The sequence below is a fragment of the Methylobacterium sp. AC690 genome (genome assembly GCF_979256535.1).
The window spans coordinates 32,407-51,301 of sequence record NZ_CEEDOX010000027.1 but is presented as its reverse complement, the minus strand read 5'-3'; the positions used below and the strand labels follow the sequence as shown (position 1 = coordinate 51,301).

Here is an 18,895-nt window from a genome sequence, read left to right as displayed (position 1 = left end):
ACCCCCGCCCCCGCCTCCGGTGGTCCCGCCTCGTCGCACCCGCATCCGGAGGCCTCAGCCGTGAGGAAGCCCAAGCCCGTCCCGAACCTCTGGCAGGTCGTCCGCCATAGCTGGTCGTTCCAGTTGAACGCCGTCGCGACCGTCGCCTCGGCGGTGGCCCTCGGCATGTTGGTCCTTGTCGGTGCGCCCCCGGTCAACCCGGTGTGGTTCGCCGTCGGCTACGGCCTGGTGAACCTCATCGCGACCGGGGCGCGCCTGATCGCGCAGCCCGAGGTCTCCGGGGAGCAGGCCTGATGTTCGCCTGGCTCCTCCGCAAGCCTGCCGTGGCCACCGGAATTCCGGCTCCCGCCGCGCCTGCCTCCCGCCCGACGGGCCCGAAGGTCGGCTCCCGGCTGAAGCGGTCCGCCGCGGCCGCCGCCCTGTGCACCGGCCTCGTCGGCGGGTTCGAGGGCCTGCGCACCACGGCCTACCCGGACCCGGCGACGGGACGCGAACCCTGGACGGCCTGCTACGGCGAGACCGACGGGATCAGGCGCGGCGACACGTTCACGGTCTCCGAGTGCAAGGCGATGCTCGCCCGGAGCCTGGAGAAGTACGCCCTCCGGCTGGAGGCATGAGTCACCCGGCCGATGGCCGACGAGACCTACGCCGCCTTCCTGAGCCTCTCCTACAACATCGGCTCGGGCGGCTTCTGCAAGTCGTCGGTCGCCCGCCTCTGGAACGCCGGGGACACCCGCGCCGCCTGCGACGCGATGCTGAAGTTCAACCGCGCCGCGGGCCTCCCGATGCCGGGCCTGACTCGGCGCCGGACGCAGGAACGCGCCCTCTGCCTGAAGGGAATCTGACCATGACCAAGCCAGCCGAAGACACCTTCAAGGCCGCCTGATCATGCAGACGCTCGAAATTCTGGCTGCCCTGATCGCGCTCGCCATGGCCCTCGGGTTCCTGGCCGAGATAGTCCGGCACGGCTCCCTGGTGTGGCTCGCCAAGACCATGACCGACGACCAGGTCGCGACCTTCGTCGCCCTGCGGGATGCCAAGGCTGGAAGGTCGAAGCCTTCCGCCTGCCCATGCCGGGACCTGCACTCCCTAACCCTCACCCCAGGGGCGACCTTCGAGCTCCCGCCCGGGACGAAGGCGGTGGACCTGACCACGCGGTTCGGCACCGCCGGCGTCGACGAGGTCCAGGCCGCGTTCGGCGACGTCGCCCGCACCCTCAGGAAGGGGCACTGACCATGGACGCCAGGAAGCTCGCCATCCGGGCGCTCGGAGCGCTGCCGTACTGCCTCGTAGCAGTGGCCTTCGGTTCCGTCTGGCCTGCAGTGACGCTCCTGCTCGCCCGGTACGCCGCGACCCTGCTGACGGCCGTGACGGCCCTCGCGGTCGTCGTCGTTCGCCTTTCCCCAATGGATCGCATGGCCTTGGACCGGACCTCGGACGGGGATCTCGCCAAGCGGGCCCTGAGGTCCGTGCTCACCATCCCGGCCTTGCTGGCTAATCACGCCATCAGGGCATGGCTGGTCTGGATGCTCTCGGCCCCACGCCGGTCGACAAGGACGTCGCGGCCCGGGCCTTGGCGCGGTTCCGGGAGATGGAAGCCGCCCTCGCGAGCCGTTGCGAACCCCACCGGGTCCCCTGACGCGTTTGCTACGAGTGCGCTACTGACAGGGAGCGAGCAGCGTGTTTCGTTGATGTTCGCGTAGACAAAACAGCGTGTAACCTTGCCCGAGACCTGCCGCTTAGAAGGCGGCTGCTCTATCCAGCTGAGCTACGGAGTCGGGGGTGCCAGGGCCCGTAAAAGGCATGGGTCCCGCCCGGGGTCAAGCCTTTCGGTCCCGGTGGCGAGGCCCCGGTTTTCGGCACCCAAGGCGGGTCGCCGCGCGGCGTGCGACGACGGGCCGGGCTGGCCGTTCCGACGCTTCGCGCGCAGGGACGCTTGAAAAAGTCCCTCCGGCCCTGTGGGATGCCGAACCATCGTCGCCGACCTGACGCAGGCAGGGGCGATGAAGGCGGCAGCGTTCTACGTCGAGGCGTTCGGGGCGGAGATCGCCACTGCGATGTCCGTCGACGACCAGGGCCGGACGATGCACGTGCATTTCTACCGCAACGGGGCGTCTCCGATTTTAAGCGACGCGTTTCCCGAGCACGGCCATGTGCTGCAGCCGCCGCAGGCCTTTGCCCTGATGCCGATGGTGGACGACCTCGACGCGCGCGACGCCCAGGCCGTCGCGGCCGGCGCGACCGTCGTAATGCCACCGGCCGACATGTTCTGGGGCGATCGCTACGACCATCTGCACGACCCCTACGGCGTGCTCTGGACGATGAACCAGCAGAGGCGCTGACCGACCCTCCCCCGCAAACTCTGGGCGCGGATGGCTGCCATGACCGACAAGACCGGACGCGACCTCGTCCACAACCGCCTCATTCCCACTTCGGCCGCCCTCATGCGGGCGGCGACAGAGAGGGATTAAAACCGGGGTCGCCGCAAAAACGACGGATTTCTCGCAGGCCGTGGAACCACTGTCCCATGCTTACGCTTGTATAGCAAAGGTTACGGCATAGGTAAGGGATCCAACATGAAGACCTTGGCGACCGCCCTCACAGGCATACTCGGTGTCTGCGTTCTCTCCGCGAGCCCTGTTCTGGCGGCTCCCTATGATCCGTTCGGCACGAATTCCGGCGAGGATTACTACTCGTCCGATCCGGCCTACGGCTACGGCCGCACGACCGATGATCCGTACGGCTACCCGGCCGCCGCCGGACAGGGCTACCAGGCCGCGCCCCAGGCGCAGGTCGCCCCGATCCCGCGCGAGATCGTGGCCTTCGACGGAAACTATAAGCCGGGTACGATCGTGGTCTCCACGGCCGAGCGGCGCCTCTACTTCGTGATGCCGAATGGCGAGGCCCTTCGCTACGGCGTCGGCGTCGGTCGCCCGGGCTTTACCTGGTCGGGCGTGAAGACGGTGACCGCGAAGAAGGAGTGGCCGTCGTGGACGCCCCCCGCCGCGATGATCGCCCGTCGTCCTGACCTGCCGCGCTACATGGCCGGCGGCGTGGAGAACCCGCTCGGTGCCCGCGCCATGTACATTGGCAGCACCGAGTACCGCATCCACGGCTCCAACGAGCCGGATACGATCGGTCAGGCCGTGTCGTCGGGCTGCATCCGGATGACCAACGAGGACGTCACCGACCTCTACGAGCGGGTGAAGGTTGGCGCCAAGGTCGTCGTCCTGAACTGAAATCTTCCGACGGGACCATCAGTTGGAAAGCCGCGCCATCCGGGAGGATGACGCGGCTTTCTGCGTTCGGCGCGTCGGCTCTTCGAACGCTCAGGGGACTTCGAACGCTCAGGGGACCACGCGCCCGACCGCGGTCTGCGGCGGGCTGAAGGGCGCGATCGGCATGTTGCAGAAGCAGCGCACACCGAGCGGCCGCGGACCCGGGAGCGGGCAGGAATAGGGCTGGAAGCCGGTCAGGCCCGACTGGACCGCGTCGCAGTTCAAGCCGACCTCGCGGCGGGGCGGCAGGCGGCGCTCCTCATAGGCCCGGCGCGGCGGCGGCCGATCGTAGCCGTCATCGTAATACTGCGCGCTGGCACTCTGTGCCGCGAACAGCCCGACGAGAACCGTGAGGATCAGACTGCCTCGGGAGATACGTCGCATGGTCTTACGCCCTCGTTGACCGCGCCGCTCCGGGACACCCGGGCACGGCGCGGCGTCAGGGTTAGGAGACACGCCTCTGGTGGGCAAGTCTCGTTCTCGACACAGGGCCTCGCGGCCAGTTTCGGCCGGCACGCGCGGCCTTGAACGCAAACAGCCCGCTCGGCCGGGGGCGAAGCGGGCTGCGAGGCGGGAGCCGCGAGAGCTCCGCGGACAGGCGATCAGGAGTTGGTCGCGTTCCGCATGGCCTGCTCGGCATCGCTGCCGGCCTTGCGAGCGGCCTCGGAGCCCTGCTCCATGGCCTTGCGGGCATGCTCGGCGCCTTCCTGCATGGCGCCCTTGGCCTTCTCGGCGCTCTGCTGGATCGCCGACTGGGCGAGACCACCGAACTCCTTGGCCTGGGCCTGGATCGCGGCGAACTGGCTGCGCACGAACTCGGCCTGATGCTGCATGGCTTCCTGCAGGTCGCGCGAGCGGACAAGCTTCTGGGCGAGGTCGAAGGCCGCCGTCACGTTCTGCTCGGCGAACTCGAAGCCGCGGGCGGACACGTCGTGCGCATTCGTGCGTGCCATCTCGGCGGAACCCTGCACGGTGTCGGCGGTGCGGCGGGCGGCGCTGATGAAGGTGTCGAAGGCCTTGCGGGCCTGATCGACGCTCTTCTCGGCGAAATCGCGCATCTCGGCGGGAACCTCGTAATTCGGGGTGCTGCTCATTATCCTCTCCTCGTTCTGAATTGTTGATGGCTTGTTGTGCGCTGCACAATAGCACAGCCCCAGCCCTATGCCACCCTGCTCGGGAGCATTAAGGTTGACAACAGGTAAACGTGCGGCGGCCCCTCTCGTGGCTTATGGAGAGGCGGTGACGCGGTAAAAAGGACGTCACGTTCCAAGATTCGTCACGCGAAACAGGTGCGGATGTTCGAGAGTGGAGCCTCAGGGCCGGGTTGGAAGGACGATGGGGCGATCCAGGCGGCTCTGCGTCGATGCGCGGATGATTCGCGCCTCAGCGCCCGCATGAGTGATCCCGGAACGGCGATTCTGCTCCTTGATGCGGACGGGACGCGGATTCTGCACGCCTCGCCTCGGGCCGAGAGCCTCCGAGACGGCATTGGCGGAGCGGACGGCCGCGTCGACGCGGCACTGCGGCTCGGCGAGCAGATCGGGCGCGCCCCCCTGCGGACGAATCAGCCGCTGCTGATGCGGTTGCATCTCGACGCCCGTCGCCTTGCACCGCCGGTGTTGTTCAGCGTGATGCGCGTCGCCCTCACCGAGTCGCACGATGCCGTCGTGCTCGTCGCGAACACGCCGCTGCCGATTCGGCTGCCGCCTCGTCGTCCGCGCAGCGAACACGGCGCATCGGCGGTCGATAGCGATCCGAGCGTTGCGCCGGACGCGCCAGACGACGTGAACGCGCCGGTCACCCAAGACGCGGTCACCCAAGACGCGGTCGCGCAAGAATCGGTCTCGCACGAGCCGGTCGTCGAGACGGAGGCGCCGATCGTCGCCCGGCAGCGCTTTACTTGGGAGAGCGACGCGACGGGGACGATCCTCCAGGTCTCGCCGGCAGCCGGGCCGGCCCTGCGCCGACGCCTCGAGGGGCGGAGCTGGCAGGCCTTGGCTGACGCGGACATCCTGCGCGATGCCGGTGGCCTGCTCGCCGCCCTCGACCTGGGGCGGACCTTCCGGGCGATCCCGCTGACGCTGCTCGCGGCGGATGGCGGCCTCTGCGACCTCGACGTGTCCGGCGCGCCGAGGAATCGGGCCGGTTCGGGCTTTCGCGGCTTCGGGCAGATCCGGTCGATTATGGCTCCGGTGGCGACCTCCTCGGAACCCGAGATCGAACCGGCGCCCGCATCGCCGATACCTGCGGAAATGGCCGCTTCCCATCCGCATGCGGCCTCGCACGCTGAGGCCGAGGTAATTGCCGATGCTCCGGTCGAGGCCGTGGCGGATGCGCCGGACGAGGCCGCTGTCGAGTCCTCCGATCCGCATCTTTCGAGCCACGAGCACGCCGCGTTCCGCGAGATCGCGCGCGCCCTCGGTGCCCGGTTCGCGGGCGATGAGCGTTCGGACAAGGAAGCCGAGCCCAGCTTGCCCTGCGCGGTGATGCCGTTTCCGGTCCCGTTCGTGCGGTCGTCCGAGGAGCCAATGCCCGATGGTGCCATGGTGGCGACCCTGGAGCGCATTCCCGCCGGCGTACTGGTCTACCGCGACGACACCGTGCTGTTCGCCAACCAGCCCCTCCTGCGCCTCGTCGGGTACGCGACGCGGGAGGAGCTGACGGCGGAAGGTGGGATCGTCCATCTGTTCGGTGGCCTCGATCCGCAGGACCGTCCGGCGGGTGAGGCACCCCTGGTCCTCGCGACCCGCGGCGGCGGGCGGGTCAGCGTCCTGATCGAGCAATCCGCCCTGGAATGGGCCGGTCGACCCGCACAGCTTCTGCTCGCCCGCGACGCGGAGCCGAGCGAGGATGCCCGCGCCGCAAAGGCGACCGCGATCGCGCAGGATTTCGCCGCCCGCCACAGCCTCGATGCCCGCGCGGTGCTCGATGCGCTGGAGGACGGCATCGTGCTGCTCGATCATCAGGCCCGCATCCTCTCCCTGAACCGACGCACCGCCGAGACCTTCGGGCTCGAGCCCCGCGAGGTGGTGGGCGCGAGTTTCCTCGGCCTGTTCGCCTCCGAGCATGCCGTCGACCTGCTGGCACGCCTGCACGCCGAGCCGGGCGCTCCGGTGCGGGACGAGATGCCGGTGGCGGCACGCGGCACGGGTCGTCGTCTTCGGGTGAAGCTGCTGCCGCTCTCCGGCGACGCGGAGGAGCGCGTCTGCGCGGTGATCCGCGACGCGCCCGCAATGCCTGACCGGGTCGGGGCCGACCTGCGTCATGTGGCCGACCTGAGAACCGCGCCGGCGGAGCGGGACGCGATTTCGCAGCAGGCCGAGCTCCTGACCCAGGTCGGTCAGACGATCCAGGCGCCGCTGAAGGCGATGCTCGATTCGCTCGACGGTCTCATCGACCGGTCCGGTCATTCGACGGGGTCGCAGCACGACCAGGCGTCCCTCCAGGGCGTGCATGATTCGGGCACGCGCCTGCTCGATCTCGTCACGGATCTGCTGGACCTGGCGCGCATCGAATCCGGGAAGGTCGACCGGGTCATCGCGGACATGTCCCTGAACGACGTGGTCTCGCGCTGCGTCGCCCTCCTCCACCCGGAGGCCGTCCGGCGGCGCATCGTCCTGCGCACGAGCTTCTCCACCGACCTGCCGGTTCTCTCGGCCGACGAGCGCTTCGTGCGGCAGGCGACCCTGAACGTCATTGCGAACGCCATCGCGCTGACCGAGGCCGGCGGACAGGTCATCGTCTCGACCTCGCTCGCCGACCGCGGGGAGATCGCCCTGCGCATCCGCGACACCGGGGCCGGGATGTCGGCGGCCGAGATGGAGGGGGCCCTGCATCCCTTCCGGTCGGGCCTCCCGGTCGAACCCTCCCGCGGAACCGGCCTCGGGCTGCCGCTGACCAAGGCCCTCACCGAGGCCAATCACGGTCGCTTCCACATCTCGAGCCGGAAGGACGAGGGCACCCTGGTGGAGATGCTGTTCCCCGTGCCCGGGGCGACGAAGCGGGCCTGAGAGCGGGCCGGCGTCGCTGCAACCGGCCTACGCAGCGTGCGTTGGATCCAGAGCGGAGGGGAGCCCTCGCCTGCCATGGAGACAATGATGCGTGCGTTGACGTTGATCGCCGTCCTGGGGATCGGTTTGCCGGGGGTTGCCCTGGCCCAGCAGAATGGAACCGAGCCGAATATGGGATCGGCCGGTCAGTTCCGGAACATCACTTCGACCGGCGTGACCAAGCCGCCGGGCCGCGGGGCCGCACCGGACGAGGACCGCACGTCCGACGCCACCCGCAAGCAGCGCGCCATCGATAAAAAGGTCGAGACCGGCATCTGCATTGGCTGCAACTGACATTCGTTCAAACAAAACCACGGTCCTGTCCCGCCCTTAGCCATATGGGTGCTTGCGGGGAATATGTCGTTGAGCCTATGACGGTATTTGGAAGACCCGGCTGCGTGAACAGTCGCGATACGATCGGGCACCGATAGGGACAACGCGATGGACGAGAAGGTGGTCGAAGTGCGTTCGACGTGGAGCGAAGGCGCCCACGTCGACAACGCTCAGTACCTGGCCATGTATCAGGCCTCCGTCGCCGATCCAGAGACGTTCTGGAGCGAGCACGGCAAGCGCATCGACTGGATGACGCCTTTCACACGGGTGAAGAACACCAGCTTCCAGCCTGGGCAGATCTCGATCAAGTGGTTCGAGGACGGGCAAACGAACGTCGCCTACAACTGCATCGACCGCCATCTCGCGTCGCGGGGCGATCAGGTCGCGATCATCTGGGAAGGCGACGACCCGAGCGCATCCAAGCACATCACCTACCGTCAGCTTCATTCCGAAGTCGGCAAGATGGCCAATGTGCTGCGCAACCGCGGCGTGTCGAAGGGGGACCGGGTCACCATCTACCTGCCGATGATCCCCGAGGCGGCCTACGCGATGCTCGCCTGCGCCCGCCTCGGCGCGATCCACTCCATCGTCTTCGGCGGGTTCTCACCGGATTCCCTGGCCGGCCGCATCGAGGGCTGCGCCTCCAAGATGGTCATCACGGCCGACGAGGGGCTGCGCGGCGGCCGCAAGGTGCCGCTGAAGGCCAATGTCGACGCGGCGATCGCCCGCCTGCCCAAGGACAGCGTCGACCACGTCGTCGTGGTGCGCCGCACCGGGTCGTCGATCGCGATGGAAGCCGGCCGCGACGTCTATTACGACGAGGCCGCCGCCCAGGTGACCGATGAGTGCCCGGCCGAGCCGGTGGAGGCCGAGCACCCGCTCTTCATCCTCTACACCTCCGGCTCGACGGGCCAGCCGAAGGGCGTGGTCCACACCACCGGCGGCTATCTCGTCTACGCGTCGATGACGCATCAGTACGTCTTCGATTACCGCGAGGGCGAGGTCTACTGGTGCACCGCCGATGTCGGCTGGGTCACGGGTCACTCCTACATCGTCTACGGGCCCCTCGCGAACGGCGCGACGACCCTGATGTTCGAGGGCATTCCAACCTACCCGTCGAATTCCCGCTTCTGGGACGTGGTCGACAAGCACAAGGTCAACATCTTCTACACCGCGCCCACCGCGATCCGCTCGCTGATGGGTGGCGGCGAGGGCCCGGTGAAGAAGACCTCCCGCGCCTCCCTGCGCGTCCTCGGTTCGGTCGGCGAGCCGATCAACCCGGAGGCTTGGGACTGGTACTACAAGGTCGTGGGCGATTCCCGCTGCCCCATCGTCGACACCTGGTGGCAGACCGAGACCGGCGGCATCCTGATCACCCCGCTCCCGGGCGCCACCAAGCTGAAGCCCGGCTCGGCGACGCGGCCGTTCTTCGGCGTCCAGCCCATCGTGGTCGATGCCGAGGGCAAGACCCTGGACGGTCCCTGCGAGGGCAACCTCTGCATCAAGGATTCCTGGCCGGGCCAGATGCGCACCGTCTACGGCGATCACGAGCGCTTCGAGCAGACCTACTTCTCGACCTACCCGGGCAACTACTTCACCGGTGACGGCTGCCGCCGCGACGCGGACGGCTATTACTGGATCACCGGCCGGGTCGACGACGTCATCAACGTCTCGGGTCACCGGATGGGCACGGCTGAGGTGGAATCCTCCCTCGTCGCCCACCCGAAGGTCTCGGAGGCCGCGGTCGTCGGGTATCCCCACAACGTCAAGGGCCAGGGCATCTACGCCTACGTCACCCTGATGGAGGGCGAGGAGGGCTCGGACGAACTGCGCAAGGAGCTCGTGACCTGGGTCCGCAAGGATATCGGGCCGATCGCCTCGCCGGATCTGATCCAGTTCGCACCGGGCCTGCCCAAGACCCGCTCGGGCAAGATCATGCGCCGCATCCTGCGCAAGATCGCCGAGGATGAATTCTCGTCGCTGGGTGACACCTCGACGCTCGCCGAGCCGGCGGTGGTCGACGACCTGATCGAGAATCGCCAGAACCGGACGCACTGAGCGAGTCCGGCGCTTCGATCGCGCGGAGGGGGTGACCCCCACTCCGCGCGGACCTCTGCCCCCCACAATCCAAACGCCTTCAATCCGGAAGCCGCCCTGGCAAGAGGCGGATCCCTGGGAGAAAACCGTCATGGCCGACCTGGAGACTGCGCGCATTGCGCAGAGCCCGCATTTCAAGGAACTCGTCCACGAGCGCACGCGCTTCGGCTGGACGCTCACCATCATCATGCTGCTGATTTATTTCGGCTTCATCGGGCTGATCGCCTTCGACAAGGCACTGCTGGCCGTGAAGATCGGCGGGGGCACCGCCTCCCTCGGTCTCGTCCTCGGCGTCACCGTGATCGTGCTCGCCTTCATCCTCACCGGCATCTACGTCCAGCGCGCCAACGGCCGCTTCGACGAGCTGACCGCCGCCCTCAAGCGAGACGTCGGCCGATGATCCGCCTCAAGCATCCCCTCGTCCTCGGCACAGCCCTGGCGGCCCTCGCCGTAACGGCCGCCTACGCCGCCGGTCCTGACCTCGGGGCGGTCAAGCAATCGGCGACGAACTGGCCGGCCATCGGCATGTTCGCGTTCTTCGTGCTGTTCACCCTCGGCATCACCTACAAGGCCGCCAAGGGCACCAAGTCGGCCGCGGACTTCTACGCGGCCGGCGGCGGTATCTCGGCGGGCACCAACTCGCTGGCCATCGCGGGCGACTACATGTCCGCCGCCTCGTTCCTCGGCATCTCGGGCCTCGTCTACACCTCCGGCTTCGACGGCCTGATCTACTCCACCGGCTTCCTCGTGGGCTGGCCGATCGTGCTGTTCCTCATCGCGGAGCGCCTGCGCAACCTCGGCAAGTTCACCTTCGCCGATGTCGCCTCGTTCCGCCTCGACCAGACCTCGATCCGCATCATCTCGGCCACCGGCACGCTGGTGGTGGTGGCGTTCTACCTGATCGCCCAGATGGTCGGTGCCGGAAAGCTGATCCAGCTCCTGTTCGGCCTGCCCTATCTCTACGCCGTCATCATCGTCGGCGTGCTGATGATCGTCTACGTGGCCTTCGGCGGCATGAAGGCGACCACCTGGGTGCAGGTGATCAAGGCCTGCCTGCTGCTCGGCGGTGCGACCTTCATGGCCGGCGCCGTCCTGTACAAGTACGGCTTCAACCCCGAGGCCCTCTTCGCCGCCGCCGTCGCCACTCACCCCAAGGGTGACGCGATCATGGCGCCGGGCGGCCTCGTCAACAATCCGGTCGAGGCGATCTCGCTCGGCGTCGGCCTGATGTTCGGAACGGCTGGCCTGCCGCATATCCTGATGCGCTTCTTCACGGTGTCGGACGCCCAGGCGGCCCGCAAGTCGGTGTTCTACGCCACCGGCCTGATCGGCTACTTCTACATCCTGACCTTCATCATCGGCTTCGGCGGCATCGCCCTGCTGATGTCCGACCCGGCCTACTTCTCCCTGGACGCGGCCGGCGCCTTCGACAAGCTCAAGGGCATGATCGGCGGCACCAACATGGTGGCGGTGAACCTCGCCAACGCGGTGGGCGGCCCGTACTTCCTGGGCTTCATCTCGGCCGTGGCTTTCGCGACCATCCTGGCGGTGGTGGCGGGCCTGACCCTCGCGGGCGCCTCCGCGGTGAGCCACGACCTCTACGCCCAGGTGATCGCCCGCGGGCGCACCAACGAGGCCGCCGAGGTCCGGCTCTCCAAGATCGCCGCCGTCGTCATCGGCATCGTGGCGATCTATCTCGGCTACGTCTTCGAGAACCAGAACGTCGCCTTCATGGTCGGTCTCGCCTTCTCGGTCGCGGCGAGCTGCAACTTCCCGGTCCTGACCATGTCGATCCTGTGGAAGGGCACCACCACCTGGGGCGCCCTCATCGGCGGCCTCGTCGGCCTCGTCGCGGCGGTCGGCATGGTGGTTCTGTCGAAGGCCGTCTGGGTCACCACCTTCGGGAACCCGGTGGCGATCTTCCCCTACGACAATCCGGCCCTGTTCTCGATGCCGCTGGCCTTCCTGACGATCATCGTCGTCTCGAAGCTCGACAACACCAAGCGGGCCCAGCGTGAGCGCGCACTCTTCGATGCGCAATTCGTTCGCTCGGAGACCGGGATCGGCGCCGATGGAGCCCACGCACACTGAGCCACTGACCCCATCAGTGTCGGCGAGATGAGAGGGCGCGACGCAAGTCGCGCCCTCTTTCGTTGCGACCCTGAATTCTAATCCCTCCCAAATGCAAAAAAAATTTCGGGAAGACTTGAAAAATATCCGAATTCAGGACTGTGCGGCGGTGTTTGGGACTTGGGCGAAAACATGGCGTGGCCTAGCATCCGGCCACGGGTCCCAGGCATAGGCTCGCGCAATCGGTGCGCCTGAACAGTCCGGGCAGGCTGAGCGACAAGGCTTCGGGACCTGCAGGGTCAAACACGTCACGGGTGGACTACGCCCGGGCAGAACGAGACTTGGAGAAACGTCCCATGGTTGCGTCCAGCGCAATTCCCATCAGCGATCCGGCCACACGGCCGATGAGCGCCGGCGAGAAGAAAGTCATTCTCGCCTCGTCCCTCGGCACCGTCTTCGAGTGGTACGATTTCTACCTCTATGGATCGCTCGCGACGATCATCGGGGCGCAGTTCTTCTCGGCGTATCCGGAAGCCACGCGCAACATCTTCGCCCTGCTCGCCTTCGCGGCCGGGTTCCTCGTCCGCCCCTTCGGCGCCCTGGTGTTCGGCCGGCTCGGCGACATGGTGGGGCGCAAGCACACCTTCCTCATCACCATCCTGATCATGGGCATCTCGACCTTCTGCGTCGGCCTGCTGCCCTCCTACGATACCCTGAACGGCTACGGCATCGGCTGGGTCGCTCCGGTGACGTTGCTGGCGCTGCGCATGCTCCAGGGTCTGGCTCTGGGGGGCGAGTACGGCGGCGCGGCCGTCTACGTGGCCGAGCATGCCCCACGAGGCCGCCGCGGCTTCTACACCGCCTTCATTCAGACGACCGCGACCCTCGGACTGCTGCTCTCGCTGATCATCATCCTGTCGACGCAGGGCTACGTGAACGGTGCCTACGCGCCGACGGTTACGACGGCCGCTGACGGCACCCAGACCACCCTCACGGCCTTCCAGGCCTGGGGCTGGCGCATCCCGTTCCTCGTCTCCTGCGTGCTGCTGCTCATCTCCGTCTGGATTCGCCTCCAGATGAACGAGAGCCCGGCCTTCAAGAAGATGAAGGAGGAAGGCACCCACTCCAAGGCGCCGCTCTCGGAGGCTTTCGGCCAGTGGCGCAATGCCAAGTGGGCGCTCCTCGCCCTGCTCGGCCTCACCGCCGGCCAGGCGGTGGTCTGGTACGCCGGGCAGTTCTACGCCCTGTTCTTCCTCCAGAGCATCCTCAAGGTCGACCAGTTCACCGCCAACGTGCTGATCGCCTGGTCGCTGCTGCTCGCCACCGGCGGCTTCCTGTTCTTCGGCGCGCTCTCCGACAAGATCGGGCGCAAGCCGGTGATCCTCGGCGGCTGCCTGATCGCGGCGCTGACCTACTTCCCGCTGTTCGAGCAACTCACCGCCAACGCGAACCCGGCGCTCTACCAGGCGCAGTCCACGGTGCCGGTGGTGGTCAAGACCAACCCGGACGATTGCTCGTTCCAGTTCAATCCGGTCGGTACGGCCAAGTTCACCAAGGAATGCGACGTCGCCAAGGCGCTGCTCGCCCGCTCCGCCGTGAACTACACCACCGAGCCGGTCGCCGCCGGCGCACCGACCATCGTGACCATCGCCGGCAAGGACTTCCCCGTCGCCGACCCGGCCTTCGCCAAGGCGGTGCCGGCGGCGCTCACCGCGGCGGGCTACCCGGCGCCGGCCGGCAATGCCAGCATCGTCAAGGCCGCCAATCCGATCGACATCTTCACGGGCCAGAAGCTCGTGGTCATCGGCATCCTGACGATCCTCGTCCTCTACGTGACGATGGTCTACGGCCCGATCGCGGCGGCCCTGGTGGAGCTGTTCCCGACCCGCATCCGCTACACCTCGATGTCGCTGCCCTATCACATCGGCAACGGCTGGTTCGGCGGCCTGCTGCCGGCGACCTCCTTCGCCATCGTCGCCCAGACCGGCAACATCTACAACGGCCTGTGGTACCCGATCGCGATCGCGGCGATGACCTTCGTCATCGGTCTCCTCTTCATCCCGGAGACCAAGGATCGCGATATCTTCACCTACGACGAGAACCCGGTCCGCTGAGGCCTGGCTCTCCCCCGAGGGGCCCCGCCGCGAGGCGGGGCCCTTTCTCGTTTCAGCGGGCCTGGGGCTCCGGCGTGGTCAGGAAGTCGGTGACCAGCAGGGCGTGGTCCGCGATGCTCTGACGGGCATAGGCCATGGCGAAATCGGCGACCGCCTCGTCGAAGGCGGAACCCTTGCCGAGATAGCCGGCGATCATCACCGCGTCGCCCGAGCGGGCATGGGCACGGGCGAGGGTCGTGCCGCAGAGCTTGGCGTAGGGCTTGGCGCCGCTCTCGGCGAGGATCTCCGACACCGCCGACAGCTTCCGGTTCTTGAGCTGGCGCACGTAGTAGCAGCGGCCGCTCGCGTCGGAGAACGCGGTGCCGAGGAAGAGGTCACTCGCCGCCTGCATGATGCGTTGGCCATCGATTACCCGCTGGCCTTCGGAGGCGATGCTGAACGGCTTAAGCGCGAGCTGGCCGATCACCGACGGACGGGCTTCCTTGATCTGCAGGAACAGCGGGGCGCCGTCCGCGTCGGTGTAGATCCCGACGGCGCAGACCAGTCCCACCGAGCCGATGCCGACGACCTTGAAAGCGACGTCGCGCTGGGCGTAGCGCGAGAGCAGGGTCCAGCGGTCGGCGCTGAGGCTGTGCGGATAGGCGAGCAGCGCCGCCGCCGCGTCGCGCACCGCCTCGGTGAGGCCGCCCGGCCCCTGGTGGAAGATGGTCGGCGCCTTGTCGGCGATGCGCCAGTCCGCGGGGTCGGTCTCGTGCGGGACCACCGCGAGGGTCGGCACGTCGCCGCGGCTGAGGCCGTCGGCATGCTCGGTCCCGGCCTCGGACAGGAGACGCCGGCAGAGGTCCCCGTCACCGAGGCGCCCGACCTCGTGATCGAGGTCGATCCGGCTGTGCCAGATCGCCAGGGGCGAGAGAGCGGCGAGCTCCCGCATGTGCTCGCGATAGGCCCGGACGCCGGCCCGCGCCGCGCGGCGCGCCTTGTCCTCGCCCCGCGGCAGGGCGGCCAGGGCGATGCTGGCGGCGAGTCGCTTCACGTCGACGGTGAAGTCGACGTTCCACAGGGTCTCGTCGAAGTCGTTGATGTCGAACAGCGTCTGCCCCTCGGGACTGCGGTAGACGCCGAAATTGCCGATGTGGCAGTCGCCGCAGGCCTGAACCGGGATGCCCGGCACCGGTACGCCTTCCAGGTCGGCCGCCATCACGGCGGCGGCCCCACGCAGAAAGGCGAACGGGTCGGCCCGCATCCGCTCCCGGCGCAGGGGCACGAGTTCGGCGAGTCGGCCGGCATCCCCGGCCTGCAGGACCGCGAGGGGATCGCGCTGCGGCGTCGGCCGCCACTCGGCGTGGGATTCCCGCGAGACCTGTTCGCGCAGGCGCTTACCCGCCGCGCGGCGCTCCTCGCGGCGGCTGGAATGTTGGGTGTGGGTCATGGGGTCGGGCCTCGTGGACTCGGAAAGCGCGGCCGATTCCAGCCGCCCGGGGAGGCGTCAGTGCCGGAAATGGCGGTGGCCGGTGAACACCATGGCGAGACCGGCCTCGTCGGCGGCCTTGATCACGTCGGCATCGCGCAGGGAGCCGCCGGGCTGGATCACCGCCGTGGCGCCGGCCTCCGCCGCCGCGATCAGTCCGTCGGCGAAGGGGAAGAAGGCGTCGGAGGCGACCACCGAGCCCTCGGCGAGGCTCTCGGCTGCACCGAGGCGCTTGGCGCCCTCGGCCGCCTTCCAGGCGGCGATGCGCGAGGAATCCACCCGCGACATCTGACCGGCCCCGATGCCGACCGTCGCGCCGTCGCGCACATACACGATGGCGTTCGACTTGACGTGCTTGGCGACCCGGTAGGCGAAGCGCAGGTCGGCGTATTCTCGCTCCGACGGTGCGCGCTGGGTGACCACCGTCAGCGGCATGTCGTCGACCACCGCCGCGTCCCGGGCCTGGACCAGGAGGCCGCCCGCGAGGGTCTTCACGGTCTCGCCGGCCCCGCGCGGGTCGGGCAGGCCGTCGGCGAGGAGGAGACGCAGGTTCTTCTTGCTCGCGACGATCGCGATCGCCTCCGCGGTGGCGTCCGGCGCGATGATGACCTCGGTGAAGATCTCGACGATCCGGCGCGCGGCCTCGGCATCCAGGGGACGGTTCAGGGCGACGATGCCGCCGAAAGCCGAGGTCGGATCGCAGCTCAAGGCGCGCTCGTAGGCTTCGCGGAGATTTGCGCCCTCGGCCACGCCGCAGGGATTGGCGTGCTTGATGATCGCCACCGCCGCCGAGCGCGCCGGGTCGAACTCGGCCACGCACTCGTAGGCCGCGTCGGTGTCGTTGAGGTTGTTGTAGGACAGCTCCTTGCCCTGGAGCTGGCGCACGGTGGCGACGCCCGGGCGCGGCAGGCCGGGAGACCGGTAGAACGCCGCGCTCTGGTGGGGATTCTCGCCGTAGCGCAGGGGCTGGGCGAGGCTGCCGCCGAAGGCCCGGTAGGCCGGCGTTGCCGTGCTCTCGATCTGGCCGGCGAGCCAGTTAGCGATGGCGGCGTCGTAGGTCGCCGTGCGCGCATAGGCTTTCTGGGCAAGGCGGCGCCGGGTGCGCTCATGCAGGCTGCCGGCATTCGCCTCCAGTTCGGCGAGGAGATCGGCGTAGTCCGCGACATCCACCACGACCGCGACGTCGGCGTGGTTCTTCGAGGCGGCCCGGATCATCGCCGGGCCGCCGATGTCGATGTTCTCGACGCAATCGTCGTAGGAGGCGCCCTTCGCCACCGTCGCCTCGAATGGGTAGAGGTTGACCACCAGCAGATCGATGGCGCGGATCCCGTGCGCCGCCAGGGCGGCCTGATGCTCGGGGTTATCGCGCACCGCGAGCAGGCCCCCGTGAACGCCGGGATGCAGGGTCTTCACCCGACCGTCCATCATCTCGGGAAAGCCCGTCAGCTCGGCGACCTCGGTCACCGGGAGTCCGGCCGCGCTCAGGGCCTTGTGGGTGCCGCCCGTGGAGACGAGCTCGATGCCGAGGCGATCGAGGGCGGTGGCGAACGCGACGAGGCCTTCCTTGTCCGAGACGGAGAGGAGTGCGCGGGTGACCCGCACCTGGTCATGCGACATGGCGTTGCGTCCGGAGGCAAGCGACGAGAAACTGCGCGGCGCGTACCACGAAACTGCGCGGCGCGTACCACGAAATTGTGCGCTGCGGCCAGTCGTCCCCTCAGCCTTGCCGCGCCGGAGCCCGGGCGAAGCCCCAGCGGATGCGGGTGTCCTCGGCGACCGACAGGTAGAGCACGATCTGGTCGGTGCGGCGGGCGCCGGTGATTCCGGCGAAGTAGACGCTTTCCTCCAGGGCCACGGGCACGCCCTCGGCCCCGAAATGCCAGATCTCGCCGATCGGCGACGTCAGTTCGAGGCGGCCGTCATCGAGGCCGCGCGCCGCGATCGCCGGATGGAGGTGGAAGCGCACCGCCACTTCCTGCGGCCGGTGCCGTGCCTTGCCGCGCTTGGCGTCCGGCGGGCGGACGAAGGCATCCTCGCCCTCGAGGAGGTTGCCGTTGCGCGCCAGGCGCCAGCGTCGTTCATGGACAAGGCCGAGATCACCCAGATAGCCGTCGTGACGTGCCGCCAGGATGGTGGCGCCCTCCTCGGTGGTCCGCTCCGCCTTCACGTCGCGGGGGCCGCGCAGGATCACGGGTCCGATCCGGTGCGAGAGCCAAGTCACGGCCCAGCGCTCGTACCAGGCCCCGCCGCCGCCGAGGAAGCGGCAGGACGAGGTGTCGCCGACCGTCGCGGTGGAATGGGCGGCGGTGCTGCGGGCCAGGCGGCGCAACTCGGGGCCACTCGCCGGCAGGCCACAATTGACGACGATGCGCTGCGGGCCGCTCGACATCTCGAAGGACAGGCACCCGGCCCCCGCGTTGATGGAATCGGGCAGGGGCGGCGGCGCGCCGACGTCGGCGACGACGAGGACCCGTCCGCCCTCCAGGCGCTCGTAGCCGGAATTCGGTGCGTGCATCATCGGCTGCGCCAGGGCGCCGTCGTAGACCAGCAGGGTGGCGAGGTGGTCCGCCGCCGTGGCGCCCATGCCGTTGAAATGGCTCAGCGACGCGTCGGGATGCCGGAGCAGGCGCAGGAGCGGCAGCATGCGGTCGATGGCGTGCAGGAGCGCTTCCGGCGGGTCGATGCTGCGCGACAGGAAGCTCTGGCGCAGGGGCAGCAGGTCGAGGAGGAGTTCCATGGCGAAGCGCGGATCGCGGCTGCGATGGCCGCCGTCGCGCAGGATCTGTCGTTCGAGCTCCCGCACCAGGATGCGGGTCGAGCGGCGCAGGATCGGCTGGATGCCGTCGCAGCACAGGCCGGCGTAGCAGAGCGCCACCGCCGCCAAGAGGCGGCTCTGCGGGGAGATGCTCCGGCGCAGGTCGCTCTCGAGGTCGCGGGCCGTCTTGCCGAGAGCCTTCAGGAAGGCCTGGTAGAAGGCGTGGTCGGCGCCCTCCAGGACGAGGGGCGACTGGCACAGGAAGGAGATCAGCCGGCGAGCGGCGACCGGCGTCGGGCGGGCGAGGGCCGCGTCGCCCCGGCCGGCGATGAAATCGGCCACGAACGCGCGGGCATTGGCGCGAGCGAGGGCCGTATCGGCCGCGCGCAGGTGGCGAAGCCAGCCGAAGCCGTAGAGGATGTCGGCCCATTCCGGAGAGGGCGGGGCGTAGTCGAAGGGCGAGCGGCCGCTGACCGACAGAGATCGCCCGGCGAAGACGAACAGGCCGGCGTAGATGTCGTCGGCGAAGGTCGCGTCGCTGGTCCGCAGGTCATGCGGCGCGATGACCAGGGCTGTGACGCGGGCGCGGGCAAGAATATCCGGTCGGCCGCTCACCCGGGCATAGGTGTCGCGCACCGAGCGCGCGACTTCGCGTCCGATCAACCGATAGAAGCGCCAGCGATCAGTCCCCCAACGCACGCACTCTCCTCTTCCGGGGGCACGGCCGCAGG

General features: G+C 68.6%; 15 protein-coding genes, 1 tRNA gene and 1 pseudogene. 11 read left to right on the top strand and 6 right to left on the bottom strand.

What is annotated here, in order from left to right:
* The 3 genes and pseudogenes from AC0IY1_RS23480 to AC0IY1_RS23470 form a co-directional block, all read left to right on the top strand.
* On the top strand, positions 1–294 hold a 294-nt coding region (locus AC0IY1_RS23480; RefSeq protein ID WP_471772832.1), incomplete at its 5' end, for a hypothetical protein.
* A pseudogene (locus AC0IY1_RS23475) lies at positions 294–845 on the top strand (lysozyme). The gene AC0IY1_RS23480 and the pseudogene AC0IY1_RS23475, both read left to right, overlap by 1 nt.
* Before the next feature lie 43 nt (positions 846–888).
* Entirely contained in the window at positions 889–1,233 is a 345-nt protein-coding gene (locus tag AC0IY1_RS23470; protein ID WP_471772830.1) for a hypothetical protein, read from the top strand.
* 426 nt (positions 1,234–1,659) lie between these two features.
* On the opposite strand, the gene AC0IY1_RS23465 is transcribed toward AC0IY1_RS23470, so the two are convergent.
* A tRNA-Arg gene (locus AC0IY1_RS23465) sits at positions 1,660–1,772 on the bottom strand.
* A 231-nt stretch (positions 1,773–2,003) separates the two neighbouring features.
* On the opposite strand from AC0IY1_RS23465, the gene AC0IY1_RS23460 reads away from it, so the two are divergent.
* Both AC0IY1_RS23460 and AC0IY1_RS23455 read left to right on the top strand, forming a co-directional pair.
* Positions 2,004–2,342: a VOC family protein gene (locus AC0IY1_RS23460; RefSeq protein WP_471772828.1), complete on the top strand. Its 339-nt coding sequence runs from the start codon at positions 2,004–2,006 to the stop codon at positions 2,340–2,342.
* A 234-nt stretch (positions 2,343–2,576) separates the two neighbouring features.
* Positions 2,577–3,239: a L,D-transpeptidase gene (locus tag AC0IY1_RS23455; RefSeq protein ID WP_471772826.1), complete on the top strand. Its 663-nt coding sequence runs from the start codon at positions 2,577–2,579 to the stop codon at positions 3,237–3,239.
* Between the two features lie 108 nt (positions 3,240–3,347).
* Here the strand turns inward: AC0IY1_RS23455 and AC0IY1_RS23450 are convergent, their stop codons facing one another.
* Together AC0IY1_RS23450 and AC0IY1_RS23445 are read right to left on the bottom strand one after the other, a co-directional pair.
* The gene (locus AC0IY1_RS23450; protein WP_471772823.1) at positions 3,348–3,662 is read right to left on the bottom strand and encodes a hypothetical protein; all 315 of its coding nucleotides are present in this window, start codon (positions 3,660–3,662) and stop codon (positions 3,348–3,350) included.
* A gap of 218 nt (positions 3,663–3,880) precedes the next feature.
* Positions 3,881–4,372, bottom strand: a complete 492-nt coding sequence (locus tag AC0IY1_RS23445; protein ID WP_055952300.1) for a phasin — start codon at positions 4,370–4,372, stop codon at positions 3,881–3,883.
* A gap of 300 nt (positions 4,373–4,672) precedes the next feature.
* Here AC0IY1_RS23445 and AC0IY1_RS23440 point away from each other — a divergent pair, with 300 nt between their 5' ends.
* The 6 genes from AC0IY1_RS23440 to AC0IY1_RS23415 all read left to right on the top strand — a co-directional run bounded on the left by AC0IY1_RS23440 (position 4,673) and on the right by AC0IY1_RS23415 (position 13,941).
* On the top strand, positions 4,673–7,288 hold the full coding sequence (locus AC0IY1_RS23440; protein ID WP_471772821.1) for a PAS domain-containing sensor histidine kinase: 2,616 nt from the start codon (positions 4,673–4,675) through the stop codon (positions 7,286–7,288).
* 87 nt (positions 7,289–7,375) lie between these two features.
* Positions 7,376–7,621 carry a hypothetical protein gene (locus AC0IY1_RS23435; protein ID WP_471772820.1) on the top strand — a complete coding sequence of 82 codons (246 nt, stop codon included), beginning with the start codon at positions 7,376–7,378 and terminating at the stop codon, positions 7,619–7,621.
* Between the two features lie 147 nt (positions 7,622–7,768).
* On the top strand, positions 7,769–9,718 hold the full coding sequence (acs, locus tag AC0IY1_RS23430) for an acetate--CoA ligase (RefSeq protein ID WP_471772818.1): 1,950 nt from the start codon (positions 7,769–7,771) through the stop codon (positions 9,716–9,718).
* A 130-nt stretch (positions 9,719–9,848) separates the two neighbouring features.
* On the top strand, positions 9,849–10,157 hold the full coding sequence (locus AC0IY1_RS23425; RefSeq protein ID WP_055952280.1) for a DUF485 domain-containing protein: 309 nt from the start codon (positions 9,849–9,851) through the stop codon (positions 10,155–10,157).
* Complete coding sequence (locus tag AC0IY1_RS23420) at positions 10,154–11,848, top strand: cation acetate symporter (RefSeq protein ID WP_055952278.1); 1,695 nt, start codon at positions 10,154–10,156, stop codon at positions 11,846–11,848. The genes AC0IY1_RS23425 and AC0IY1_RS23420 overlap by 4 nt, the downstream gene beginning before the upstream one ends.
* Before the next feature lie 335 nt (positions 11,849–12,183).
* The gene (locus AC0IY1_RS23415) at positions 12,184–13,941 is read left to right on the top strand and encodes an MFS transporter (RefSeq protein WP_471772816.1); all 1,758 of its coding nucleotides are present in this window, start codon (positions 12,184–12,186) and stop codon (positions 13,939–13,941) included.
* Between the two features lie 52 nt (positions 13,942–13,993).
* On the opposite strand, the gene AC0IY1_RS23410 is transcribed toward AC0IY1_RS23415, so the two are convergent.
* From AC0IY1_RS23410 to AC0IY1_RS23400, 3 genes are all read right to left on the bottom strand, one after another.
* Positions 13,994–15,370, bottom strand: a complete 1,377-nt coding sequence (locus AC0IY1_RS23410; protein WP_471772814.1) for a DUF2252 domain-containing protein — start codon at positions 15,368–15,370, stop codon at positions 13,994–13,996.
* A gap of 57 nt (positions 15,371–15,427) precedes the next feature.
* Positions 15,428–17,026, bottom strand: coding sequence for a bifunctional phosphoribosylaminoimidazolecarboxamide formyltransferase/IMP cyclohydrolase (gene purH, locus AC0IY1_RS23405; RefSeq protein ID WP_471772811.1), 1,599 nt, complete (start codon positions 17,024–17,026; stop codon positions 15,428–15,430).
* A 100-nt stretch (positions 17,027–17,126) separates the two neighbouring features.
* Positions 17,127–18,863 carry a heparinase II/III family protein gene (locus tag AC0IY1_RS23400; RefSeq protein WP_471772809.1) on the bottom strand — a complete coding sequence of 579 codons (1,737 nt, stop codon included), beginning with the start codon at positions 18,861–18,863 and terminating at the stop codon, positions 17,127–17,129.
* Positions 18,864–18,895: the final 32 nt, after the last annotated feature.